This is a genomic window from Nonomuraea sp. NPDC049695 (genome assembly GCF_040674955.1).
Classification (GTDB): Bacteria; Actinomycetota; Actinomycetes; order Streptosporangiales; family Streptosporangiaceae; genus Nonomuraea; species Nonomuraea helvata.
Window position 1 is genome coordinate 17,716 of record NZ_JBFANV010000089.1, and the last position, 23,935, is coordinate 41,650.

The window sequence follows — 23,935 nt, forward strand, 5'->3', positions numbered from 1 at the left end:
TTATCAGACGGTCTGTCAGACGATGTTGAGCTCGGGCCTGGCACCGGCCAGGGCGAAGCGGCGGGCGTCGAAGCCGGAGACGTCCACGAACGGCGTCCGGCCCAGGTAGAGGTCGCGGACCACCTCGCCGACGGCCGGGCTCATCAGGAAGCCGTGGCCGGAGAAGCCGGTGGCGTAGATGAACCGGTCGACGTCCGGGGCGGTCCCGATGAGCGCGTTGTGGTCGGGCGTCACCTCGTACAGGCCGGCCCATCCGGTGGCGATGCCGGTCTCCATCAGCGCGGGGGCGCGGCGGGCCATGGCCTCGCCGAGCCGCGGCAGCCAGGCGTCGGACCGGTCGAGCTTGAACCCCGGCGTCTCGTCGGGATCGGACATGCCGAGCAGCAGCCCCGGGCCCTCGCGGTGGAAGTAGAACGTGGTGCCGAAGTCGATGGTGAACGCGGTCGGCGGCAGATCCGGCACGGGCTCGGTGACCAGGATCTGCCTGCGCAGCGGGGACACCGGCAGGTCGACGCCCGCCCACGCGCCGATCGGCTGCGACCAGGCGCCGGTCGCGCAGATCACGGTGTCGGTCTCGATGCGGCCGCCCTCGGTCAGGACGGCGACGATGCGGCCGTCCGCCGTCTCGATGCCGGTCGCTGCGCAGCCCGGCAGCAGCCGCGCGCCGAGCCGCCGGGCCGCGCCCGCGTAGCCGAGGACCACGGACTCGGGCGTGCAGTGCCCGTCGGTGGGGCAGTAGGCGGCGGCCAGCAGCCCGTCGGCGTCGATCAGCGGGGACAGCTCCATGGCCTCCCGCACCGAGATCATCCGGCTGGGCACGCCGAGGTCGTTCTGGACCGCGACGTTCTTCTCGAACTCGGCGACCGACTCGGGCGAGTCGAGCAGGAACAGGTAGCCGGGCTTGTGCAGGTCGATCTCCTGGCCGAAACGCTCCCCGAAGGTCTCGAACGTCTCCAGGCTGCGTACGGCGAGCTCGATGTTGACCCGGTCGGAGAACTGCGCGCGCACGCCCCCGGCCGCCTTGGAGGTCGAGCCGGAGCCCAGCGGCCCCTTGTCGATCAGGACCACGTCGCTCACCCCGGCGGCGGCCAGCGCGTACGCCGAGCTGACGCCCATGGCGCCGCCGCCGATGATGACCGCCGAGGCATGCGAGGGGAGCTCACGTCCCATTGATCGGTTCCTTTCACCAGTGACCACCTCCAGCATCGCGGATCGGACAGAGCCGGAGGAAGCGGTCAAGCAACGCCATTTGTCGGCAGTTCGCACGTGCAGCGGATTGAGCATGAGCAGGCTTCATGGCAGTCGATCGGCGAGCAGCTGGGCCAGGTGGACGCCCTGCCGGGACGTCAGATCGGCGATCTGCGTACGGCAGGAGAAGCCGTCGGCCAGGACCGCCGTCTCCGTCCCCGCCTGCCGGAGCGCGGGCAGGAGCTGCTGCCCGGCCACCGCCACGGACACCTCGTAGTGCCCCTTCTCCACGCCGAAGTTGCCCGCGAGGCCGCAGCAGCCGCCCAGCCGCCGCACGTCCGCGCCCGCCTCGCGCAGCAGCCGGGCGTCGTGATCCCAGCCCATGACGGCGTGGTGGTGGCAGTGCGGCTGGGCCACGACCTCCAGCCCGTGCAGCGGAGGTGGCCGCCACTCCGGGGTTTCCAGCAGCAGTTCGGCGAGCGTACGGGTCATCCTCGCCACCGGTGCGGCTGTCTGCTCGCCGAGGAGTTCCAGCGCGTCCGAGCGCAGGACCGCCGTGCAGGACGGCTCCATGCCGACGATGGGCACGCCTTCCGCCGCGGCCTCGCCGAGCTCGGTGACCGTACGGCCGAGGATCTTCCTGGCCGTGTCGAGCTGGCCGGTGGAGATCCAGGTGAGCGCGCAGCACTGGCGGCGCTCGCTGATCCGCGGCCGGTAGCCCGCGGCCTCCAGCACTTTCACCGTGGCGCGGCCCGCCTCCGGCGCGAAATGGTCGGTGAAGGTGTCGACGAACAGCAGCACCGGCCTGCCTTCCGCCGGGCGCCTGCGCCTGAACCACGCCCGGAAGGTCTCCGGCGCGAACGCGGGCAGCGTGCGCCGCCGGTCCACCCCCGCGATCGCGGGCAGCCCCGGCATCCGCAGCAGGGCGTTCGCCGCGCGCGGCATCCGGCTCGCCAGCCTGGCCCAGAGCGGCAGGCGGCCCAGGGAGTAGTGCGTGACCGGGCGGAGCCGCCCGCGGTAGCTCTGGTGGAGCACTTCGGACTTGTACGCGGCCATGTCGATCCCGGTCGGGCAGTCCGAGGCGCAGCCCTTGCAGGACAGGCAGAGGTCGAGGGCCTCGTGGACCTCGGGCGAGCGCCAGCCGCCCGCGACGGCGGAGCCGTTGACCATCTCCTGCAGCGCACGGGCGCGGCCCCGGGTGGAGTCCTTCTCCTCCCTGGTGGCCAGGTAGGACGGGCACATCACGCCGCCGGCCGCGGTGTTGTCGGCGCGGCACTTGCCCACGCCGGTGCAGCGGTGCACCGCCTGGCTGAAGTCGCCGCCGTCGTGGCGGTAGGCCAGGGCGAGCTGGTCGCGCACCGGACGGGCGGCCGGGATCCGCAGGTCGGCGTCCACGGGACGGGGGCGGACGAGCACGCCGGGGTTGAGCACGTCGCCCGGGTCGAAGATCGCCTTGACCCGCGCGAAGAGGTCGATCGCGGCCTCGGAGTACATGAGCGGCAGCAGCTCGCTCCGGGCACGGCCGTCGCCGTGCTCGCCCGACAGCGAGCCGCCGTAGCCGGCGACCAGCGTGGCCGCGGCGACCAGGAACTCCCGGAGCGCCTTCGGCCCACCCGGCCGCTCGAGGGCCCCGCCCGGTCGGTCGAGCGTGCCACCTGGCCGGTCGAGCGTCCCGTCGACCGGCGTCCCAGCCAGGCCCGGCCGGTCGAGGGTCCCGCCTGGACGGTCCAGCGGTACGTCGAGCCGGATGTGCAGGCAGCCGTCGCCGAAGTGCCCGTACGGCAGGCCGGTCAGGCCGTGCTCGGCCATCAGCGCCTCGAAGTCGCGCAGGTAGCGCCCCAGCATCGCGGGCGGCACGGCGGAGTCCTCCCACCCCGCGTGCGCGGGCAGCCCGGCGGGGCTGCGCCCGGACAGGCCGGCGCCGTCCTCCCTGATGCGCCAGAGCGCCGTGGCCCGCGCCGGGTCGGTGACGACGAGCGCGTCCTCGCCGCCGGAGGCCAGCCGGGCGGCCCGCTCCCCCACCTCGGCCGCGTCGTCCCCCGCGACCTCGACGAACAGCCAGGCCGCCCCGCGCGGCAGCGGCGGCACCGCCTGCGGTCCCCGCCGCCGGCGCACCACGTCGACGATGCGCGCGTCGATGCCCTCGCAGGCCGTGGGCCGGTGCTCCAGCAGGGCGGGTGCGGCGTCCCCGGCGGCGGCGATGTCGGGGTAGCCGAGCACCACGAGGGCCCGGTGCGCCGGGTCGGTCACCAGTTTCACCGTGGCCTCGGTCAGCACGGCGAGCGTGCCCTCGCTGCCGGTCAGCAGCCCGGCGACGTCGAAGCCGCGCTCCGGCAGCAGGTGCTCCAGCGCGTACCCCGACATCTGCCGCCCGAACCGGCCGAACTCGGTCCTGATCGTGGCCAGGTTGGCCATCACGAGGTCGCGCAGCGCGGCCGGGCCCCCTTGCGCGGGCAGGTCCAGGGCCGTGCCGTCGCCGGCCACCGCCTTGAGCCCGGCGAGGTTGTCGCTCGTGCGGCCGTAGCCGAGCGTCCTGGAGCCGCACGCGTTGTTCCCGATCATGCCGCCGATCGTGCAGCGCGTGTGGGTGGACGGGTCGGGGCCGAACCTGAGCCCGTACGGCGCCGCCGCCCGCTGCAGGGCCGCCTGGACGACGCCCGGCTGGACCACCGCCGTGCGCGTCTCGGTGTCGACGTGCAGCACCCGGTTCATGTGACGGCTGAAGTCCAGCACGAGCCCGGGACCGATGGCGTTCCCGGCGACGGACGTGCCGGCGCCGCGCGCTGTCAGGGGGACCTCATAGTGCGCGCACAGCTCGATCGCGGTGGCCACGTCCTCGGCCGACCTGGGCCGCGCGACCAGCAGGGGCGGCACCCGGTAGAGCGAGGCGTCGGAGGAGTGGACGGATCGCGTGGTGGAGTCGGTGAGCACGTCGGTGACTCCGCGCCGGCGGAGGTCGTTCGCGAGAGCGGCGGCCCGATCCATGAGTAGCATGCTACATGCGACACCTGTAACATGCCACTCACCCGTACCAGCGGCAAGGAGAGAAGAGGCACGATGGTCGGCTCCACCGCGCTCCGGGCGGCCTTCGCCCGGCGCCTGTCCACGATGTACGGCACGGAGGTCCCGGCGTACAACACGCTCGTCGACGTCGCCCAGGAAGTGAACGGCGAGGTGATGGAGCGGATGGGAGCGGGCGCCGAGCGGCTCGGCTCCATCGGCCGCGTCACCGCGGAGCGGCACGGCGCGATCCGCGTGGGCACCCCGGCCGAGCTGGCGCAGGTCGCGCGGATCTTCGGCGCGATGGGCATGTACCCCGTCGGCTACTACGACCTGCGCGAGGCGGCCGGCAGCTCCGTGCCGGTCGTCTCCACGGCGTTCCGTCCCGTGGACGAGGCCGAGCTGGCCGCCAATCCCTTCCGGGTGTTCACGTCCATGCTCGTGACGGGCGACCGGCGCTTCTTCGACGAGGACCTGGAACGCCGGCTCGGCGAGTTCCTCGGGGCCCGCCGGCTGTTCCCGCCGCGCCTGCTCGACCTGGCCGACCGCGCCGAGGCCGAGGGCGGCCTGGACGACGCGGCGGCCGAGGAGTTCCTCACCCTCGCCACGCGGGCGTTCGAGCTGTCCGCGGAGCCCGTCTCGCGCAGCTGGTACGCCGAGCTGGAGCGGGTGTCAGCGGTGGCCGCCGACATCGGCGGCGTGGCGAGCACGCACATCAACCACCTGACCCCGCGCGTGCTCGACATCGACGCCCTCTACGCCCGTATGAGCGAGCGCGGCATCACCATGATCGACGCGATTCAGGGCCCGCCCCGCTGGGACGGCCCCGACCTCCTGCTGCGCCAGACCTCCTTCCGCGCGCTGGCCGAGCCGCGGCTGTTCAAGGAGGATGACGGCGGCGTCGTACGGGACGACCTGCGGGTGCGGTTCGGGGAGGTGGAGGCGCGGGGCATCGCGGTGACGCCGGCCGGGCGCGCGCTCTACGACGACCTGTCCGCGGAGCTCGACGTGATGCTCGCGGGCCGTTCCGCCACCGCGGAAGAACGCAACGAGCTCGCAGCGAAGCTCTGGGAAGGCCGCGTGCCGCGCAGCGAGGCCGAGCTCGTCACGGGCGACCTCGCCTACTTCACCTTCCACGTCCGCGACGCCCGCCCCGGCGCCGCGCCCCCGGCCGACCTCACCGCCCTCCTCTCCGAAGGCTGGGTGAGCGCCCGGCCCATCGTGTACGAGGACTTCCTGCCGCGCTCGGCCGCCGGGATCTTCCAGTCCAACCTGACCTCCGACGGCACCAAGGACGCGACCAGGACCGGCGCCGACTTCGGCCCCGACGCCCTGGCCGGGGTCCTCGGAAGAGCGCTGCACGACCCCTACGAGCTGTACGCCTCGGTCCGGGCGGCGTCGCTGGCACGCGTGCGCGCGGAGCTCGGCCTGGACAGCGAGATCACCCTGCCCGGTGCTGCCTGACCATCGTTCACGGCTCGTCGACGATGGCCGCCCACAGTGCGTCCACGTCGACCGGCTCCCCCTGCGCTCTGGCCGCCTGCCCGGCCAGGATGAGACCGGTGTTGGTCAGGTGGGCCCGCATCGCGCGTACCGCTCCGTCCGCGTCGCCCGCCGCGACGGCCGCCACGATGGGCTCGTGCTCCTCGTGCACCTGCCGCAGCGTGCGGGACCGGTCGTCGGTGGACGTGCCGAGGATGCGCATGGTGTCGCGCAACCCGCCGACGATCGCGCGGGCCCTGCCGTTGCCCGCCGCGGCCAGGATGTGGTCGTGCAGCGTCTGGTCCAGGTGGAAGAAGAGGGACTCGTCGCCCGCGCCCACCGCGGCCGCCATCTCCTCCATCGTCGCCCGCAGGGACGCGCCGAGCCCGGCGGCCCCGCCACCGGCCGCCCGCCGGACGGCGGGCAGCTCCAGCGCGAGCCGTACCCCGAAGATCTCGACGATCTCGCGGGGGTGCGGCAGCACGACGCGGAACCCCCGGTTGCGCTCGACCTGCACCAGCCCCGCCTCCGCCAGCCGCAGCATCGCCTCGCGCACCGGGCTCCTGGAGACGTTGAGCTGCTCGGCCACCTGGTAGACGGAGTAGAGGCGGCCGGGGACCATCGCGCCCGTGTGCACCGCCCGGCGCACCTCCGAGATCACCTGCTCGGCCAGTGACCGCCCCGCCTGCGGCAACGGCTGCAGCTTCAGCTCGGCGTGTTCGCGGGTGGGCGGCATGGTGGCATGTTACCCGTACGGGACGAGCCGCGATCATCCCCGCACGCCGGGGCAGTCTCCGCAGGTGAGCACTACCATGTCGGGACGCACTGTTGACGATTCGAGAGAGGCGTTGGTCGTGGGAGAGGTCCGGCCGATCGTGCACGTGGGCGACCCGGTGCTGCATCATCCGTGCGAGCCGGTCACCCGGTTCGACGGTGAGCTCAAGGCGCTGGTGGACGACATGTTCGCGAGCATGTACGCGGCGGAGGGCGTGGGCCTGGCCGCCAACCAGATCGGCGTGCCGCTGCGCGTGTTCATCTACGACTGCCCCGACGCCGACGGGCAGCACCACAAGGGCGTCGTCGTCAACCCCACCCTGGAGCTGCCGGGAGTCGGCGAACGTCACCTCGACGCGGACGACGAGGGCTGCCTGTCGGTCCCCGGCCAGTACGCGCCGCTCCCCCGGGCCGACCACGCCACCGTCCACGGGTTCGACGCCGACGGGGAGCCCGTCACCGTCGAGGGCACGGGGCTGCTGGCCCGCTGCCTCCAGCATGAGACCGACCACCTCGACGGTCACCTGTACATCGACCGCCTTCCCGCCAAGCGTCGCAAGCAGGTGCTGGCCGCGTACAAGGAGGCCCATTCCGCTATCGCGGACAAACCGCCGCTATAGTGGACACATGGAAGGCGAAGGGGTCCTGTCGAGCGGCCTGTCGATGGCCGAGCTCGGGCAGCGGATCCGCTCGGAGCGGCGGGCGCGCGGGCTGACCGTCGAGCGGCTGGCCGCGCTGAGCGGCATCAGCCGGAGCATGGTCTCGGAGGTCGAACGGGGCGCCAAGACACCGACGGTGCTGGTGCTCGACCGGCTGGCCACGGCCCTCGGCACGTCGATCGCCCGGCTGCTCGACGAGCCCGCGCACGCGGCGATGCGGGTGCTGCGCCACGCCGGGCAGCGCGTGCTGCGCGACCCCTCGGGCTGGGAGCGGCGGGTGCTGTCGCCGGTGCTGGCGGACGTGGAGTTCGAGTTCATGCGGACGACCATCGGGCCGGGCGTGGACGCGGGCGAGTTCGCGCCGCACGCGCCGGGGTCGCGCGAGTATCTCGCGGTCGAGCGCGGCAGCCTACGGCTGACGATCAACGGCAGGCCGTACGAGCTGGGGGCCGGTGACTCGGCGTACTACCCGGGCGACTGCCGCCACGCCTTCGCCAACGACGGCGCCGTCGACTGCGTCTACTACCTGGCGATGGAGCTGGGCGGCGCCGGGGAGCACGACCCATGGAAGGAATCGCCCGATGGCTGACCGCGACCCGCACCTCGCAGCCGACGCGAGCACACGTCCGGAGCGCGCCGCCCATGCGTGCACACACCACGAGCACCTCGCCGACGCGGGCGCACACCATGAGCGCCCCGGCGACACGACCGCGCAGGGCATGCGCCTGGCCGACGCGGCGGACGGCGGGCTGCGCAGGGCCGGGGCCGCGGCGGTCGCGATCGCGGCCGAGCACCTGGCGGGTCTCGGTGAGCGGCCCGTGTGGCAGCCCGTGCCGGACGCCGAGCGGGTCTGGCTGAGCGGCCAGGAGCTGCCCGAGCACGGGCGGGCGCTCGACGAGCTGCTCGAGGACGCCCGCACCCACGTGCTGCCGTACCCGATGGGCAACGGCCACCCCCGCTTCTTCGGCTGGGTGAACTCCCCGCCCAACCCCGCAGGCGTCCTGGTCGAGCCGCTGGCCGCGGCCCTGAACCCGAGCTGCGCCGGGGGCGACCACGCGGGCCCGCACCTGGAGCGGGCCGTGGTGCGGTGGCTGGCCGAGCTGGTCGGGTTCCCGCATCCGCCCGGCGGCGGGCTGCTGACCAGCGGCGCGTCCATGGCCACCGTGATCTGCCTGGCCTCCGCCCGCCAGCGGGCGGCGCTCGCCGACGGCTGGGACGTCCGTGAGGAGGGCCTGTCCGGACGGCCGCCCATGGTCATGTACGTCACCGAGGAGGGCCACAGCTGCCTGCACAAGGCGGCCCAGCTGCTCGGTCTGGGATCGCGGCAGGTCCGCACGGTCCCGGTGGACGGCGCGTACCGGATGGACGTGGGCGCGCTCCGTACCATGATCAAGGAGGATGTCGGGCGGGGCCTGCGGCCGTTCTGCGTGGCGGGCAGCGCGGGCACCGTCAACTCCGGCGCGGTGGACCCGCTGGACGAGATCGCCGACGTGGCGGCCGAGCACGGGCTCTGGTTCCACGTGGACGGCGCGTACGGCGGGCTCGGCGTGCTGGCCGACGGCGCGGCGCCGCACTACGCGGGCCTGGATCGGGCCGACTCGCTGGCCCTGGACCCGCACAAGTGGCTCGGCGTCCCGGTGGGCTGCGGCTGCGCGCTGCTGCGCGACCCGGGGGCGGCGCGGGCCGCGTTCAGCCTGGTGCCGTCGTACCTGATCGACGACAACGCGGGCGATCTGGGGTGGTTCTCCGAGTACGGGCCCGAGCAGACCCGGCCGTTCCGCGCGCTCAAGACCTGGGCGACGCTGTCGCACCTGGGCCGGTCCGGCGTCACGCGGCTGGTGAACCACACGGCGGGGCTGGCCCGCACGCTCGCCGCCATGGTCGAGGAGTCGGACGACTTCGAGCTCATCGCCCCCGTCACCACCTCGATCACCGCCTTCCGCTACCGCCCGGGGTCGGACGCGGTCAACCGGGCGATCCCGGGCGCGGTGCAGGCGCGCGGCAACGCGTTCATCACCGGCACCCGGCTGGGCGGCCGTCATGCGCTGCGGGCGTGTTTCCTGCACCCCGACACGACCGAGCGTGACCTGACCGTCCTGCTCGACGAGATCCGCCTGGCGGCCAAGACGCTCTAGCCGAACGCAGAGACACGACAAAGTCCCGTGAGTCGCCTACCCGCCCGGGTAGAGGGTCGGCTGGACCGCTCTACCAGGAGGATTCCCATGGCGAAGACCGTGGCCGATGTAATGACGTCCCACCCCGCGACGGTCGAGGCCGACCAGCCGGTGTCCGTCGCGGCGGCGCTGATGCGCGACAACGACGCGGGCGCCGTCATCGTCAACGACAACGGGCGGATGCGGGGCATCATCACCGACCGCGACATCACCGTGCGCGTCGTCGCGGCGGACAAGACCCCCGAGACTCCGGTACGCGAGGCATGCAGCCCCTACGTCGAGGCCGTCGGCCCGGACACCAGCATCGACCAGGCGGTCCAGCTCATGCGCTCGCACGCCGTGCGGCGTCTGCCGGTGGTCGAGGACGGCCGCGCGGTCGGCATCGTCAGCCTCGGCGACCTCGCTCTCGAACGCGACCCCAACTCGGCGCTCGCCGACATTTCGGCCGCGGAGGGCAACCAGTAACGTGTGCCGCGTGTTCACAGTCGACGATGTACGGCAGTTCGCGCGCACGCTCCCACGCTCGTCGGAGCACCTCATCCGGGACCGGGTGAAGTTCCGGGTCGGCAAGATCGTCTACGTGGCGTTCTCGCGGGACGAGACGCTGATGGGCTTCGGGTTCCCGAAAGAGGAGCGCGCGGCGCTGGTGGCGGCCGAGCCGGACAGGTTCCTGATGCCGAGGGAGTCCGACATGCGCTTCAACTGGGTGGTGGCGCGCGTGGCGGCCCTCGACGTGGCCGAGATGCGGGAGCTGGTGCTGGAGGCCTGGCGGATGTGCGTGCCGAAGAAGGTGCGCGTGGAGCAGGAGGCTCTGCAAGCCGGCCGGCCGCCTGCTTAGGCGGTCGGACGAGGCGCCCTACAGCCGCTGCCGGAGCCAGTGCAGCGATGCCGTGCCCAGCGCGGTGGCCATGTCGACCAGATGCCGGTCGGCGCCCGGCCCGGCGTTGGCCGCCAGCCGCAGCAGGAAGCCCGCGTGCACGGCGAGGAAGACGTTGACCGGTTCCGGGCTGAGGTCGCGGGTCAGCGGATGCTCCTCGGACAGCGCCTGCGGGTGCAGCCCGCTCAGCGACGCGCTCGACAGGAGCGTGAGCACGTCGCAGTGCGGGGCGCCGATCCACGCGTGGGGCCAGTCGATCACGAGAACGCGCTCTGGGGTGAGCAGGATGTTGAAGGGGTAGAGATCTCCGTGCAGGAGCGTCTCCCCCGTGAGGGACGAAGCCGCCCCCTCCTCGAGAGCGATCAGCTCGTCGAGGTGATCGCTCCCCCACTTCGACAACGAGGCAAGCCGCCCCGCGCCGCCCTCGCCCGCCAGCGCGAGCCACCCGCCGAGCCGCGGTGGAGCCGGCGTGGCCGGGTCGATCGGCGACGGGGTCAGCACCCGCGCCAGCGTGGTGGTGGCCGCGAGCACGCGGTCGAGCTCGTCACGCTGCCACGGCTGGGCCGGCAGCCGTCCCTCGATGTCCTCGAACACCAGGGCCACCCACGTGCCGTCGTCATAGGCGTCGAGCAACCGGGGCACCGGAACCTCACCGGGGAGCCGCCGGGAAACCTCGATCTCCCGGCGGTGGAACCGCGCCACCCCAGGCGCCACGAGCGCACTCGCCGCCTTGACGAACGCGCGCCTGCCGTCGGCGAGGCGCAGCCGGGCGGCCACGCCCTCGGAGAAGCCGCCCGGCTGGCTGGTCGCGCTGACCACCTCGCCTGCGAGCAGCTTCTCGATCGAGGCCCTCACCTCGGCGGGCACCTCGGCCCAGGTGATGCGCCGGCCTCCGGTCGCCCGTGGCATATGTCGCAAACGGTCACCTCTATTTGACGATGCTCCGGTACAGCTCGTTCGTCAGCGTGGCGATGCGCCACCCTGCGGCGTCCGAGTCGTCACAGCGCGCCAGCCGAAGGAGACCGCGCCGATCAGCAGCATCACCCCGGACAGCACGCCGCTCACGAACGGTACCCAGGCGACGGCGGCCGTCCAGGTCAGAACCAGGCCACCGGCGCCGAGCAGGGTGAGAACCACCCCGGGCACGGCGATCCCCCAGTCCTTCCAGATCGGTGCCAATGCGATGAAATGCACGCCAACCACCAATGCCACCCACGCCACGTTGGCCTGTTCTGGACGCCCCAAGGCGGCCAGCACCCGAAGCCCGCCGAAGAGCAGGATCGCCTCGGCGGCGACGACGATCAGGTAGCCGCGGCCGAACATGTTCCGCTGCGATCCCGCGGCGGGCCGCTCCCTCCGGGCTGTGGCGAACCACATGGCGATGACGCTCGCGGCCGCCAGGCAGGCGGCTGCCCGCAGAAGGTTCACGGTCACGGCGTTCAGCGGGCTCTGCGCATTGACAACGACGAAAACCGCGCCGAAGATCGCGCCGATCAGCAATCCAGTCATTCTTTGCACGACGTCATTGAACTTCGCCCGGGACTCCGCTCGCATGGGGGCCAGGGCGAGATCGCGGTGGGTTTGGCACTACCTCACCGTGCCGCGCAGGTAGGCGAGCACCGCCAGCACCCGCCGGTTGTCGTCAGCGGTCTCGGGCAGCTCGAGCTTGGCGAACAGGCTGGCCACGTGCTTGCCGACGGCCGCCTCCGTGATCGACAGGGCGCGCGCGACGGCGCTGTTGGAGCGCCCCTCCGCGATCAGCGCGAGCACCTCGCGTTCGCGGACACTCAGTCTGTGCGTCGGCTCGTCGAGCTCCCTGGCCGTCGCCCAGGTCCGCTCGAACAGGTCGATGAGGGCGGCGAGGAGACTCTGCTGCCTGATCACCAAAGTGCCCGGCGCGTGGACGAACGGGGTCATCCGCAGGAACGCCACAGCACGATCGAAGATGAGCACCTGTTGCACCGGCTCGTCGACGACCCGGTGCAGGTCACCGGAGGCGTTCAACTGCCTGATCCGGGCCGCCTTGCGAGGGTCGTCCAGCACGCTCGCGTGGACGATCGTGCGCATCGTCATGCCACGCTCCAGAGCATCGAGCACCCTGCGCCTGCTCTTCTGCTCCTCGGAGCCCTTCTCCGTCGCGCTCAACGGCTGCATGGCGCGCAGCTCGCCGGCCGCGGGGACGACCTGCGCGATCTGCTCCCGGACGAGCGCGTCGTCATCCACCCGCTCGACGTCGACGGGGATTCCTCGTAGTTCGCCCACCACCGTTTCCAGACGATGGACGAGCTGGGCCAACGACACGCTGTCGCCCATAGGCCTCCTTCCGCTCCACGACGGCCGTCTAGGACAGGCCGCGGTACAGCTCGCCCGTCAGCTTGGTGATGCGCTTGACCGAGGCGCTCCACGCGCCGCCCGCCGGGTGCGCCGTCAGCACCGCCATGACGTACCGGTCGTTCTTGCCCACCAGCCCCGTCGTATGCAGCACCGGGCGGCCGTAGTCGGGCACCCCCGAGCCGACGGCCCGCTGGGAGATCCACGAGATGGGCGCCCCGACGGCCCTGGCGTCGGAGCAGCGCGTGGGCGGGGTCGTGCCGAAGCCCGACCAGCCCTGCTTGACCGCCCACGGCCGGGGCACTGCGTCGGGGATGCCGAACGTCTGGTCGAAACCGTCCGTCCCGCACGGCGTGGACTGCCGCAGGTGGCCGAGGATCGTGTCCCTGACCCGGGCGTCGGCCCTGTCGAGCAGGTAGCGGTAGGTCCGCACGATGTCGTACGCGCTCAGCGAGGTGTAGCCCCAGAACCCGGGCTTCGAGGCGGGCGGCGGCGCGGTGTCGGACAGGCCGAGCTTGCGCGCCATGCGCACGATGATCAGCCCCTTGCCGTCGCGGTCCCAGAAGGTCGAGGCCGCGTCGTCGTCACTGGAGCGCAGCATGACCTTCAGGAGCCTGGCGTCGGCGGCGGGCACGCTCTTGCGCCGCTCCAGGTAGTCGATCGCGATGAGGATCTTGACGACCGAGGCGGAGCGGAACTTCCTGTGCGCGTTCCGGGTGGCCACGAACTTCCCGGCCTGCCGGTCGAACACCAGCCACGACGCCGTGGTGCCCGCGGGGACCTTCGGAGCGGCGTACGCGGGCGCGGCGAGCCCGACGACGAGGGGTACGGCTGCCGCTGCGGCGGCCAGGGGCTTCCTTCGCATTCGCCTATACCTACCAGCCCTTGACCGTCCAACGAAAACGGGTTCAAATACAGAAGAAACCAACCCGAAACGGCGGTGAACCAACATCATGTACGCCGAGGAACGGCAGCAGGAGATCCTGCGCAGGGCGCGGGCCGCGGGCCGCGTCGACGTGGTGACGCTGGCCGCCGAGCTCGACGTGACCACCGAGACGATCCGCCGCGACCTCACGTCGCTGGAGCGGGCGGGTGTGCTGCGCCGGGTGCACGGGGGCGCGATCCCCGTGGAGCGCCTCGGGTTCGAGCCCGCGCTGGCCGCCCGCGACGAGGTCCTGACCGCCGAGAAGGAGCGCATCGCCAAGGCCGCGCTGTCCGAGCTGCCCGAGGACGGCTCCGTGATCATCGACGCGGGCACCACCACGGGCCGCCTGGTCAAGGTGCTGCCCGCCGACCGCGAGCTCACCGTCGTGGTGAACTCGCCACCGCTGGCCACCGCGCTGGCCGCCCGCGCCAACCTGCATGTGATCATGCTGGGCGGCCGGGTGCGCGGCAAGACGCTCGCCACGGTCGACGACTGGGCGCTGCGCCCGCTGGCAGGCCTCAACGTGGACGTGGCCTTCATGGCGACCAACGGCTGCTCGCTGGCCCGGGGGCTGACCACGCCCGACCCGGCGGAGGCGGCGATCAAGCGGGCCATGGTCAAGGCCGCGCAGCGCAGCGTGCTGCTGGCCGACCACACGAAGTTCACGAACACGTACCTGGCGAGGTTCGCCGAGCTGGGCGAGATCGACGTGGTGATCTCCGACACCGGGCTGGACGTCGCCCTGGCCGCCGACCTCGCGGCGGCGGGCCCGGAGGTGATCAGGGCATGATCCTCACTCTGACGCTCAACCCGAGCCTCGACCGCACCATCGAGATCGCCGCACTCGACCGCGGCGCGGTCATCCGCGCCGCCGCCGCCCGCCTGGACCCCGGCGGCAAGGGCGTGAACGTCTCACGCGCGCTGCTGGCCAACGCCGTGGCGAGCCGGGCGGTGGTGCCCTTCGGCGGCGACGAGGGCAGGCAGCTCGTACGGCTCCTCGCGGCGGAGGGGCTCGACATGGTCACCGTCCCGGTGGCCGGCCCGACCAGGTCGAACGTCACGCTGGCCGAGCCCGACGGCACCATCACCAAGATCAACGAGCCGGGCACGGCGCTGTCGGCCGGCGAGCTGGACACGGTCGCCGACGCCGTGCTCGACGCCGCCCACGAGGCGGACTGGGTGGTCGCCTCGGGCAGCCTGCCCCCCGAGGTCCCTGCCGACGTCTACGCCCGGCTGTGCCGCAGGTTCGCGGGAGCGGGCATCCACGTGGCGGTCGACACCAGCGGCCCGGCGCTCGCCAGCGCGCTCGGCGCCGCGCCCGCGCTGGTCAAGCCGAACCTCGAGGAGCTCTCCGGCGTCACCGGCATGCCCATCCGCTGCCTCGGCGACGTGGTGGAGGCCGCCGGCAAGCTGCGGGCCGCGGGCGCGCGTACCGTGCTGGCCAGCCTGGGCGCCGACGGCGCCGTACTCGTCGAGGACCAGGGCATCTGGTACGGCGAGGCCCCCGTCACCGAGCCGCGCAGCTCCGTCGGAGCCGGCGACGCCATGCTGGCCGGTTTCCTCGCCGGCGGCGGGCACGGCCCCGGGGCGCTGGCGCGGGCGCTGGCCTGGGGCGCCGCGGCGGTCCGCCTGCCCGGCAGCCGCATGCCGGGCCCCGCTGACATCGCCGCCGCCGACATCGACCCCGCGGCCGTCACCGTCGGCCCGCCGGACCCGTCCCGCCTCCTCACCTCCGCAGGCACCCCTCTGACCCAGCACAGCGGCTGATCAACTGCTCATCCCCCCGAAGGAGCAAGTCCCATGGCCGACAGTTACACTCCCCCGGTCACCGGAACCGGTGTCAAGGCCACCATCCAGCGCATCGGCGGCCACCTGGCCGGCATGATCATGCCGAACATCGGCGCGTTCATCGCCTGGGGCCTGATCACCGCGCTCTTCATCCCGACCGGCTGGCTGCCCAACGAGACGCTCGCGAAGATGGTCAGCCCGATCATCTCGACCCTGCTCCCCATCCTCATCGCCTACACCGGCGGCCGGATGGTGCACGGGCAGCGCGGCGCGGTCGTGGGCGCGGTGGCGGTGATGGGCGTCGTGGTGGGCACGGAGGCCCCGATGTTCCTCGGCGCCATGATCATCGGCCCACTCACCGCCCTGATCCTGAAATATGTGGACAAGTTCACGGAGGAACGGACCAAGGCCGGGTTCGAGATGCTCGTGGACAACTTCTCCGCGGGCATCGTGGGCGGCGCCATGGCCGTGGTCGGGATGCTCGGCATCGGCCCGATCGTCCAGGCGGTCACCACGGCCGCCGGCCACGCGGTCAGCTGGCTGATCGGCCACAACCTGCTCCCGGTGGCCTCCGTGCTGATCGAGCCCGCCAAGGTGCTGTTCCTGAACAACGCCATCAACCACGGCGTGCTCGGCCCGCTCGGCGTCGCGCAGGCGGCGGAGACGGGCAAGTCGATCCTGTTCATGCTGGAGTCGAACCCGGGGCCCGGACTCGGCCTGCTGCTGGCGTACCTGCTGTTCGGCCCGCGCCAGCTGCGCCCGAGCGTGCCCGCCGCGATGATCATCCACTTCTTCGGCGGGATCCACGAGATCTACTTCCCGTACGTGCTCATGAAGCCCCGCCTCATCCTGGCCGTCATCGCGGGCGGCGCGGCCGGGGTGTTCACGTTCATGGTCACCGGGGCCGGCCTGGTCGCCACGCCGTCGCCCGGCAGCATCTTCGCCTACATAGCGGTCACCCCGAAGGGCGGCTGGCTCGGCTCCAGCCTGGGCATTCTCGTGGCCGCGGGCGTGTCGTTCGCCGTCGCCGCGGTCCTGCTCGGCTTCGGCAGGGGCGAGAAGAAGGACGAGCCCGAGGGCTCGCAGGAAGCCGTCACCGAACCCGACACCGAATCCGCCACCGAACCCGCCAACAGGGAGGCCTGACCCATGGCCGGCATCGACAGCAAGGACATCCGCAAGATCGTCGTGGCCTGCGACGCGGGCATGGGAAGCAGCGTGATGCTCGCCTCCACGCTGCGCAAGCAGCTCAAGGCGACCGGCGTCACCGTCGAGCACACGCCCGTGAACTCCATCCCCGACGACGCCGACGTGGTCCTGTGCCACGCCGGGCTCGCCGACCGCGCCAGGGCCGCCGCACCCGGGAAGGTGCTGGTGCCGTTCCAGATCTTCCTCGGCGACCCCGCCGTGACCAAGCTGATCAACACGATCAAGAACGGCGGCACCGTCGATGCGTGACGGCCTGCTCGACCCGCGGGCCGTGCTGCTGCACGAGAGCGCCCCCGACCGCGCCGCGGCCATCCGCCGGTGCGGGCGGGCGCTGGTCGAGGTGGGGGCGGTGGCGGAGCCGTACATCGAGGCGATGCTCGAGCGGGAGCGGACGATCTCCACGTACGTCGGCGAGGGCGTGGCCATCCCGCACGGGACGAACGCCTCCAAGGAGGACGTCAAACGGGACGCCATCTGCGTGGTGCGCTTCCCCGGCGGCGTCGACTGGGACGGCGAGCGGGTCACGCTCTGCGTCGGCATCGCGGCCAAGGACGACGGGCACGTGCCGCTGCTGGCGGCGCTGGCCGAGATCCTGCTCGACCCCGACCGCGCCAGGACGCTGCGCGAGGCCACGGAGGTCTCCCAGGTGATGAAGGAGCTTGCCGCATGAAGGTCGCCAGATTCCACGCCCCCGGCGACATCAGGATCGAGGACGCGCCCGAGCCCGTCGCCGGGCCGGGCGAGCTGAAGATCCGCGTACGGAACTGCTCGACGTGCGGCACCGACGCCAAGATCCTCAAGTTCGGGCACCACCACATCAGGCCGCCCCGCGTGATGGGCCACGAGATCGCCGGCGAGGTCGTGGACACGGGCGAGCGGGTGCAGGTGATCGCCGCGATCCCGTGCGGCACGTGCCCCGAGTGCCGGCGGGGCCGCCTGACGGTCTGCCCCAACCAGGAGTCGATGGGCTACCACTACGACGGCGGCTTCGCCGAGTACATGGTGATCCCCGCCAAGGTGCTGGCCGTGAACGGCGTCAACGCCATCCCGCCCGGCGTCGGCTTCGCGGAGGCGTCGGTGGCCGAGCCCCTCGCCTGCGTGCTGAACGGCCAGTCGCTGGCACGCGTGGGCGCGGGCGACGACGTGGTGGTGATGGGCGCGGGGCCGATCGGCTGCCTGCACGTACGCCTGGCGCGGGCGCGCGGCGCCGCCCGGGTCTTCCTGGTGGACGTCAACGCGCAGCGGCTGGCGATGGCCTCCGAGCTGGTACGCCCCGACGCGGCGATCGACGCCGACCCCGTCGAGCAGGTGCTCAAGCTGACCGGCGGGCGCGGCGCCGACGTGGTGATCACGGCGGCGGCCTCGGGCGCGGCGCAGGAGCAGGCGGTGCGGATGGCGGCCAGGCAGGGGCGGATCAGCTTCTTCGGCGGCCTGCCCAAGGACGATCCGCTGGTCACACTGGACTCCAACCTCGTCCACTACCGCGAGCTGACCATCGTCGGCGCGAACGGCTCCAGCCCCGCCCACAACGCGGAGGCGCTGCGGCTGGTGGCCTCCGGCGACGTGGTGGTCTCCGACCTCATCACCCACCGGCTGCCGCTGCCCCAGGTGCTCGACGGGATCGACCTCGTCAGCCGGGGCGCGGCCATCAAGGTCACAATTGAACCCTAGGAGGTGCGGGATGGCACAACGAACGGTGGTCGTGGCCTCTGCCAGCGGCCTGCACGCCCGGCCGGCCAAGCTGTTCGTGCAGGCGGCGGCGCGGCTCGGCGTGCCGGTGACGGTGCGGCTCGGGGAGAAGGCGGTGCCCGCGAAGAGCATGCTCGGGGTGCTGTCGCTGGGGGCCGTGCACGGCACGGAGGTGACGCTGGAGGCGGACGGGCCGGGGGCGGAGGAGGCGCTGGACTCGCTGGTGGCGCTGCTCTCGCGCGACCTGGACGCGGAAGAGGCCCTCGATGCCTGAGCCCTCGGGGCCTCTCACGGGCCTCGGGGTGAGCCGGGGACGCGCGGCCGGGCCGTTGATCCGGATGGCCGCCCCTCCGACGCTGCCCCCGCCGCGCCCGGTCACCGATCCCGCCGCCGAGGCGGCCACCGTCGCCTCGGCCCTGGCGGCGCTCGCCGCCGACCTCACCCGGCGCGCCTCCGCCGCCACGCATGAGGCGGCGGAGATCCTCGAGGCGCTGGCCATGATCGCCGAGGATCCCATGCTCCTGGAGGACGCCGAGCGTCGGGCACGGGAGGGCATGGACGCCGCCCACGCCCTGGACGCGGCCTTCGCCGAGCACCGGGACGCGCTGGCGGCGCTCGGCGGGTACATGGCCGAGCGGGCGGCGGACCTCGACGACCTCAGGCATCGGGCGGTGGCGTTCGCGCTGGGCCTGCCCATGCCCGGCCTGCCCGCCCCCGGCCACCCGTACGTCCTGGTGGCCGAGGACCTCTCCCCCGCCGACACCGCCGGACTGGGCCAGGACGTCCTGGCGCTGGTCACCGAGCGGGGCGGCCCGACGAGCCACACCGCGATCCTGGCCCGGGGCCGGGGCCTTCCCGCGGTCGTGGCCTGCGCGGGGATCATGGACGTCCCCGACGGCACGGTCGTCGGCGTGGACGGCGGCACCGGCGAGGTCGCCGTCGGGCTCACCGAGGAGCAGGCGGCCGAGGTCCAGGAGGGCGACCGCGCGGAGCGGGCCAGGCTGGCGGCAGGCAGGGGCCCGGGCAGGACGAAGGACGGCCACCCGGTCAAGCTGCTGCTCAACATCGGCTCCGCCCAGGACCTGCGGCCGGGCGCGGAGGGGGTCGGGCTGTTCAGGACGGAGTTCCTCTTCCTCGACCGTACGACGGCGCCGTCGTTCGAGGAGCAGGTGGCCGCGTACGCGGAGGTGTTCGCGCAGACGGAGAGCGTGATCGTGCGGACGCTCGACGCGGGCACCGACAAGCCGCTGCCGTTCCTCGGCCTGCCCGCCGAGCCGAACCCGGCCCTGGGCGTACGCGGCCTGCGCGTGGACCGCCTGCTGCCGGACGTCCTGGACACCCAGCTCGACGCGATCGCCGAGGCGGCCCGCAAGACGGGCGCCGAGGCGTGGGTGATGGCGCCCATGGTCACCACCGTGGCCGAGGCGACCGGATTCGTGCGGCGGGCGAGAGCCCGCGGCATCGCCCGGGTTGGCGCGATGGTGGAGGTCCCGGCGGCGGCGCTGCGGGCCGGGCGGCTGCTGCGTGAGGTGGACTTCCTCAGCGTCGGCACCAACGACCTGGCCCAGTACACGTTCGCCGCCGACCGCCAGCACTCCGCCCTCGCCGACCTGCTCGATCCGCGTCAGCCCGCGCTGCTGCAGCTGATCGCCATGTGCGCCGAGGCCGGGCAGGAGGCGGGCAAGCCGGTCGGGGTGTGCGGGGAGGCGGCCGGCGACCCGCTGCTCGCGCCCCTGCTGGTGGGGCTCGGCGTGACGAGCCTGTCCATGGCCCCCGTGTGCGTGCCCGCCGTACGGGAGGCGCTGGCGGGGCTCACCCTGGCGGAGTGCCGCGACCGCGCCCTTGCCGCCCTGTCCTGAGGTCCTGTCACCCGGACCGCCCCTCCAACCGGTAGTACACCGTGACGGGGAACGGATCTGGAGGGCGCGATGGCGGATGGGTTCGCCGAATATGTCGGGCAACGACACGAGCGGTTGTGCCGTACGGCGTACCTGCTGACCCGGGACTGGCAGGCGGCCGAGGACCTGGTGCAGACGGCGCTGGTCAAGGCATGGACGGCGTGGCGCAGGATCGGGGACGACCCCGATCCGTACGTGTACCGGATCCTCGTCAACACGCACGCCTCCTGGTGGCGGCGGCGCTGGAGGGGCGAGGTGCCGACCGAGGCGCTGCCCGAGGGCCCGGCCGCGCCGGACTTCGAGACGGACGTCGCGCGCCGCTCGGCCCTCTGGGCGGCGGTCGGCGGCCTGCCGGCCCGGCAACGCGCGGCGCTCGTCCTGCGCTACTTCGACGATCTGACCCCGGAGCAGGTGGCCGACGTGCTCGGCTGCTCGGTCGGCAGTGTGAAGAAACAGCTGAGCAGGGCGCTGGCGCGGCTTCGCGTGGATCCTGCGCTGGACGACCTGAAGCTGGAGGCGCTTCAATGACTCAGTACACCGAGGACGACCTGCGTGCGGCGTTCGCCGAGAACAGCGTCCGCGAGGACGGGCCGGCTCCCCTGGTGAGCGAGATCAGACGGCAGGGAGCCAGGACGCGCCTGCGCAGGCGGGTGACGGCGGGGGCGGCTGTGGCGGCGGCTGCCGTGGCGGTTGTTTCTCTGGCCGGCGTGCCGTGGCCCGGCGCGAACCACGCCGAGCCGGCCACCGGCGTCACGGCGCACTTCCTGAAGGGAGTCGAACTGCCGCGGACAGTGGGGAGCAGGTACGGGCCGGTGTCGTTGATCTACGGTCGGTCCTACCGGTCCGTGGGGGAAAGAGTACGGATCACGTTCCGGCCGACCAGCGTCCACACGGGGATCGGGATCCGGTGCGCCGACCCGAAGGGGTGGGTCCTGGTCCGGGACGCGAAGGGCAGGTGGAATGATCTCACCCCGTGCGTACGGCTCGGCCCGGGTCTCCAGGTCCAGTACGACCAGACGTCGGTGACACAGGACTGGCTGCGGGCACCGCAGCATCTCGAGGTCTGGGTCTTCCCCGCCGACGCGCCGATCGGATCGGCCGGGCTGGCTGAGAAGTGCGCCCTCGCCGACCGGCGGGCGGGCAAGTGCGACGGACCGTGGGATCGCGAGGCGATCACCGCGATGCCGGAGCGCCTGGCGGCCGAGACCGGCCCCCAGCGGGGTCTCTGGTCGGTCGGAGTCTACGACCAGGAGCCGCGCCCCGGCCCGGGCGGTGCGTGATGCCTGCCGTTCCGCGATGGGCGAGATGGAACGTAATGCCGCGTCGCGGCGTGGGGTGGCCCGTCCTTGGTGACGGCGAAGATCTCCTGTGCCGCCTCCCTGAACGCCGTCGTGCCGCCCGTCAGGAACAGGGTCTCGGCGTAGACGGCCTGGTGGAGCAGGTTGCTGTGCTTCGGATCGCTTCGCACTGAGGGGTTCGGCCCGTGGTCGGCCGGCAGGTCTCTTGCCGGGGTGCTTGCGGTGCGCAGCTCTCGGGGAGCGTTCCCCGCGTTGACGCGCTCCCGCAGTCGCTTCCACCGTGAGGGCCGGAACTGCACCGCGCGATGGGCGCCGCCGAGCCGCCCACGCTGGACGGCGACTTTGAGCCTCAGGTCGTCGCGTGTGAGGGCGGCTCGCGAAGCAGCCATCCAGCTGTCTCCTCTTCAGCGGTAATTCTCATACCGGATTGTCCCGATCATGGACGAGGAGGACCACATGTTTCCTGGGCAGACGCCCGCCTGATCACCGCCACCACTGCTGGTTCCACGGGCCGCAGTCCCACAGCTGAACGATCCCGCCGTTGCCGCCCGTGTTCGTGTCCGCGTCCAGGCACCGCTGGAAACGCACGTTGTACACCGAGCCGTCGTCGCGGAGAACCCACTGCTGCTGGTTCCACGGGCCGCAGTCCCACAGCTGGACCTTGCCGCCGTTCCCGCCCGTGTTCGTGTCCGCGTCCAGGCACCGCTGGAAACGCATGTTGTAAAGGGAGCCGTCCGCCCGGACCTCCCAGTCCTGCTGGTTCCAGGGGCCGCAGTCCCAGAGCTGGACCTTGCCGCCGTTCCCGCCGGTGTTCGTGTCCGCGTCCAGGCAGCGCTGGAAACGCACGTTGTAGAAGTGCCGCACGGACGGCGCCGCCTTCTCAGGCTGTGCCGACGCCGTACCGGTGCCGGCGAGGAGCAGCGCCAGCGTCGTACTGAATACCCGGGTCGCCAGTTTCATGGCATTTCCCCTTTGAACGGAATGGTGGAGGTCGAATGACGCAAACCAAATATCGGCCCGCGTGAATCTCTCCACCAATCCCGATAATTAGGGGGTCCGCCACGGCTCTATCGCCGTTATCCTTATGGTCGCCGAGCCCCCTTCAGCCGACCGGTTCCGGGGCGGTGGCCCGGAACACGAGGTGGTCTCCCTCGACGTCCACCGTGACCGTCCCGCCTTCGGTGACCTCACCGGTCAGCAGCATCGTGGACAGCCGGTTGTCCACTTCCCGCTGCACGGTACGGCGCAGCGGCCGGGCGCCGAACTCGGGCTGGTAGCCGCGCTCGGCCAGCCAGTCCTTGGCCGCCTCCGTGACCTCCAGCATGACCGCCTGGCCGCGCAGGCGCTGCCGGGTGCGTTCCAGCATCAGGTCCACGATCTGGCGGAGCTGGTCGCGTTCCAGCCGCTGGAAGACGATCGTCTCGTCGATGCGGTTGAGCAGCTCCGGCCGGAGCGAGTGCCGCAGCACGTCCATGAGCCGGTCCTCGAGCTCCTTGGCGGCGCCGGACCACTCCAGGATGAGCTGGGCGCCGATGTTGCTCGTCATGATCACGATCGTGTTGGTGAAGTCCACCGTGCGGCCCTGGCCGTCGGTGAGCCGGCCGTCGTCGAGCATCTGCAGCAGGATGTTCATGACGTCCGGGTGGGCCTTCTCGATCTCGTCCAGGAGGATCACGCCGTGCGGGCGGCGGCGGACGGCCTCGGTGAGCTGGCCCGCCTCCTCGTACCCGACATATCCGGGCGGCGCGCCGATGAGGCGGGAGACCGTGTGCCGCTCCTGGAACTCGCTCATGTCGATCCGGACCATGTGCTCCTCGCCGCCGAACAGCGCCGCGGCGAGCGCCCTGGCCAGCTCCGTCTTGCCGACGCCGGTCGGGCCGAGGAACAGGAAGCTGCCGATCGGGCGGTCCGGGTCCTTCAGTCCCGCCCTGGCCCTGCGTACGGCCTCCGCGATGGCGGTGACGGCCTCGTCCTGGCCGATAACCCGCTCGTGCAGGTGCTCCTCCAGGCGCATCAGGCGCTCGCGCTCCTGCTGGGTGAGCTGGGTGACCGGAATGCCGGTACGGCGGGAGACGACCTCGGCGATGTCCTCCACCGTGACCAGGGGCACGGAGTCCGTCCCCTGCCTGGCGCGCTCCAGCTCCGGCCTGACCTTGTCGATCTGCGTCGTGAGCTCCTTGGCGCGGTCAAAGTTGTCGGAGGAGATGGCCTGGTCCTTGTCGCGGCGCAGCGCGTCGAGCCGTTCCTCCAGCTCGCGGACGTCGGCGCCGGGCGTGCGCGAGCGCAGGCGCACGCGGGCGCCGGCCTGGTCGATGAGGTCGATGGCCTTGTCGGGCAGGAACCGGTCGGCGATGTAGCGGTCGGACAGGGTCGCGGCCGCGTCCAGGGCCTCGTCGGTGATGCGCACCTGGTGGTGCGCCTCGTACGCGTCCCGCAGCCCGGCCAGGATCTCGACCGTCTGCTCCACGGTCGGCTCGGCGACGAGGATGGGCTGGAAGCGGCGCTCGAGCGCGGCGTCCTTCTCGATGTTCTTGCGGTACTCGTCGATCGTGGTGGCCGCGATGACGTGCAGCTCGCCGCGGGCCAGGGCGGGCTTGAGGATGTTGGCCGCGTCCATGGCGCCCTCGGCGGCGCCCGCGCCGA

Annotated in this window: 26 protein-coding genes; 16 read left to right on the plus strand and 10 right to left on the minus strand. The window is 72.5% G+C overall.

Annotated elements, in window-relative coordinates:
- Window positions 1–15: 15 nt before the first annotated feature.
- Together AB0J64_RS45790 and AB0J64_RS45795 are read right to left on the minus strand one after the other, a co-directional pair.
- A complete protein-coding gene (locus AB0J64_RS45790) occupies window positions 16–1,170 on the minus strand; it encodes an FAD-binding oxidoreductase (protein ID WP_364042229.1) in 1,155 nt (384 codons plus the stop codon).
- Window positions 1,171–1,293: 123 nt separating this feature from the next.
- Window positions 1,294–4,173 (minus strand): FAD-linked oxidase C-terminal domain-containing protein, encoded by a 2,880-nt coding sequence (locus AB0J64_RS45795; RefSeq protein WP_364042231.1) that lies wholly within the window; start codon window positions 4,171–4,173, stop codon window positions 1,294–1,296.
- Between the two features lie 30 nt (window positions 4,174–4,203).
- Here AB0J64_RS45795 and AB0J64_RS45800 point away from each other — a divergent pair, with 30 nt between their 5' ends.
- A complete protein-coding gene (locus tag AB0J64_RS45800) occupies window positions 4,204–5,652 on the plus strand; it encodes a VOC family protein (protein ID WP_364042233.1) in 1,449 nt (482 codons plus the stop codon).
- 7 nt (window positions 5,653–5,659) lie between these two features.
- Here the strand turns inward: AB0J64_RS45800 and AB0J64_RS45805 are convergent, their stop codons facing one another.
- Window positions 5,660–6,406 carry a GntR family transcriptional regulator gene (locus tag AB0J64_RS45805; RefSeq protein WP_364042235.1) on the minus strand — a complete coding sequence of 249 codons (747 nt, stop codon included), beginning with the start codon at window positions 6,404–6,406 and terminating at the stop codon, window positions 5,660–5,662.
- A 118-nt stretch (window positions 6,407–6,524) separates the two neighbouring features.
- Between AB0J64_RS45805 and def the strand changes: the two genes are divergently transcribed.
- The 5 genes from def to AB0J64_RS45830 all read left to right on the plus strand — a co-directional run bounded on the left by def (window position 6,525) and on the right by AB0J64_RS45830 (window position 10,115).
- Window positions 6,525–7,064: a peptide deformylase gene (gene def, locus AB0J64_RS45810; RefSeq protein WP_364042237.1), complete on the plus strand. Its 540-nt coding sequence runs from the start codon at window positions 6,525–6,527 to the stop codon at window positions 7,062–7,064.
- 7 nt (window positions 7,065–7,071) lie between these two features.
- On the plus strand, window positions 7,072–7,692 hold the full coding sequence (locus AB0J64_RS45815; protein ID WP_364042239.1) for an XRE family transcriptional regulator: 621 nt from the start codon (window positions 7,072–7,074) through the stop codon (window positions 7,690–7,692).
- Window positions 7,685–9,238, plus strand: a complete 1,554-nt coding sequence (locus AB0J64_RS45820) for a pyridoxal-dependent decarboxylase (protein ID WP_364042241.1) — start codon at window positions 7,685–7,687, stop codon at window positions 9,236–9,238. Before AB0J64_RS45815 ends, AB0J64_RS45820 begins: the two co-directional genes overlap by 8 nt.
- 87 nt (window positions 9,239–9,325) lie before the next feature.
- Window positions 9,326–9,742, plus strand: a complete 417-nt coding sequence (locus AB0J64_RS45825) for a CBS domain-containing protein (RefSeq protein WP_364042243.1) — start codon at window positions 9,326–9,328, stop codon at window positions 9,740–9,742.
- Between the two features lie 10 nt (window positions 9,743–9,752).
- Complete coding sequence (locus AB0J64_RS45830; RefSeq protein WP_364042245.1) at window positions 9,753–10,115, plus strand: MmcQ/YjbR family DNA-binding protein; 363 nt, start codon at window positions 9,753–9,755, stop codon at window positions 10,113–10,115.
- An 18-nt stretch (window positions 10,116–10,133) separates the two neighbouring features.
- On the opposite strand, the gene AB0J64_RS45835 is transcribed toward AB0J64_RS45830, so the two are convergent.
- The 4 genes from AB0J64_RS45835 to AB0J64_RS45850 all read right to left on the minus strand — a co-directional run bounded on the left by AB0J64_RS45835 (window position 10,134) and on the right by AB0J64_RS45850 (window position 13,350).
- Complete coding sequence (locus tag AB0J64_RS45835; RefSeq protein WP_364042247.1) at window positions 10,134–11,063, minus strand: aminoglycoside phosphotransferase family protein; 930 nt, start codon at window positions 11,061–11,063, stop codon at window positions 10,134–10,136.
- Between the two features lie 51 nt (window positions 11,064–11,114).
- A complete protein-coding gene (locus tag AB0J64_RS45840) occupies window positions 11,115–11,654 on the minus strand; it encodes a hypothetical protein (protein ID WP_364042249.1) in 540 nt (179 codons plus the stop codon).
- 87 nt (window positions 11,655–11,741) lie between these two features.
- Window positions 11,742–12,467, minus strand: coding sequence for a LuxR C-terminal-related transcriptional regulator (locus tag AB0J64_RS45845; RefSeq protein WP_364042251.1), 726 nt, complete (start codon window positions 12,465–12,467; stop codon window positions 11,742–11,744).
- A gap of 28 nt (window positions 12,468–12,495) precedes the next feature.
- On the minus strand, window positions 12,496–13,350 hold the full coding sequence (locus AB0J64_RS45850) for a hypothetical protein (protein ID WP_364042253.1): 855 nt from the start codon (window positions 13,348–13,350) through the stop codon (window positions 12,496–12,498).
- An 88-nt stretch (window positions 13,351–13,438) separates the two neighbouring features.
- Here AB0J64_RS45850 and AB0J64_RS45855 point away from each other — a divergent pair, with 88 nt between their 5' ends.
- The 10 genes from AB0J64_RS45855 (at window position 13,439) to AB0J64_RS45900 (ending at window position 21,274) form a co-directional block, all read left to right on the plus strand.
- Window positions 13,439–14,200 (plus strand): DeoR/GlpR family DNA-binding transcription regulator, encoded by a 762-nt coding sequence (locus AB0J64_RS45855; protein WP_364042255.1) that lies wholly within the window; start codon window positions 13,439–13,441, stop codon window positions 14,198–14,200.
- On the plus strand, window positions 14,197–15,177 hold the full coding sequence (gene pfkB / locus AB0J64_RS45860; protein WP_364042257.1) for a 1-phosphofructokinase: 981 nt from the start codon (window positions 14,197–14,199) through the stop codon (window positions 15,175–15,177). The genes AB0J64_RS45855 and pfkB overlap by 4 nt, the downstream gene beginning before the upstream one ends.
- Before the next feature lie 33 nt (window positions 15,178–15,210).
- Window positions 15,211–16,344: a PTS mannitol transporter subunit IICB gene (locus AB0J64_RS45865; RefSeq protein ID WP_364042259.1), complete on the plus strand. Its 1,134-nt coding sequence runs from the start codon at window positions 15,211–15,213 to the stop codon at window positions 16,342–16,344.
- A 3-nt stretch (window positions 16,345–16,347) separates the two neighbouring features.
- Complete coding sequence (locus tag AB0J64_RS45870) at window positions 16,348–16,656, plus strand: PTS lactose transporter subunit IIB (protein WP_364042261.1); 309 nt, start codon at window positions 16,348–16,350, stop codon at window positions 16,654–16,656.
- Window positions 16,649–17,077, plus strand: coding sequence for a PTS sugar transporter subunit IIA (locus tag AB0J64_RS45875; protein WP_364042263.1), 429 nt, complete (start codon window positions 16,649–16,651; stop codon window positions 17,075–17,077). The genes AB0J64_RS45870 and AB0J64_RS45875 overlap by 8 nt, the downstream gene beginning before the upstream one ends.
- On the plus strand, window positions 17,074–18,078 hold the full coding sequence (locus tag AB0J64_RS45880; RefSeq protein ID WP_364042265.1) for a zinc-dependent dehydrogenase: 1,005 nt from the start codon (window positions 17,074–17,076) through the stop codon (window positions 18,076–18,078). The genes AB0J64_RS45875 and AB0J64_RS45880 overlap by 4 nt, the downstream gene beginning before the upstream one ends.
- A 10-nt stretch (window positions 18,079–18,088) precedes the next feature.
- On the plus strand, window positions 18,089–18,370 hold the full coding sequence (locus AB0J64_RS45885; RefSeq protein WP_364042267.1) for an HPr family phosphocarrier protein: 282 nt from the start codon (window positions 18,089–18,091) through the stop codon (window positions 18,368–18,370).
- Complete coding sequence (ptsP, locus tag AB0J64_RS45890; protein ID WP_364042269.1) at window positions 18,363–19,955, plus strand: phosphoenolpyruvate--protein phosphotransferase; 1,593 nt, start codon at window positions 18,363–18,365, stop codon at window positions 19,953–19,955. The genes AB0J64_RS45885 and ptsP overlap by 8 nt, the downstream gene beginning before the upstream one ends.
- A 69-nt stretch (window positions 19,956–20,024) precedes the next feature.
- Window positions 20,025–20,522 (plus strand): SigE family RNA polymerase sigma factor, encoded by a 498-nt coding sequence (locus AB0J64_RS45895; RefSeq protein ID WP_364042271.1) that lies wholly within the window; start codon window positions 20,025–20,027, stop codon window positions 20,520–20,522.
- Window positions 20,519–21,274: a hypothetical protein gene (locus AB0J64_RS45900; RefSeq protein ID WP_364042273.1), complete on the plus strand. Its 756-nt coding sequence runs from the start codon at window positions 20,519–20,521 to the stop codon at window positions 21,272–21,274. Before AB0J64_RS45895 ends, AB0J64_RS45900 begins: the two co-directional genes overlap by 4 nt.
- Here AB0J64_RS45900 and AB0J64_RS45905 read toward each other — a convergent pair.
- From AB0J64_RS45905 to AB0J64_RS45915, 3 genes are all read right to left on the minus strand, one after another.
- Window positions 21,235–21,681 carry a hypothetical protein gene (locus AB0J64_RS45905; protein WP_364042275.1) on the minus strand — a complete coding sequence of 149 codons (447 nt, stop codon included), beginning with the start codon at window positions 21,679–21,681 and terminating at the stop codon, window positions 21,235–21,237. The two genes, AB0J64_RS45900 and AB0J64_RS45905, sit on opposite strands and share 40 nt — an antisense overlap.
- A 94-nt stretch (window positions 21,682–21,775) precedes the next feature.
- A complete protein-coding gene (locus AB0J64_RS45910) occupies window positions 21,776–22,252 on the minus strand; it encodes an RICIN domain-containing protein (protein WP_364042277.1) in 477 nt (158 codons plus the stop codon).
- Window positions 22,253–22,394: 142 nt separating this feature from the next.
- Window positions 22,395–23,935: AAA family ATPase (locus tag AB0J64_RS45915; protein ID WP_364042279.1), on the minus strand; the 1,541-nt coding region annotated here is incomplete at its 5' end.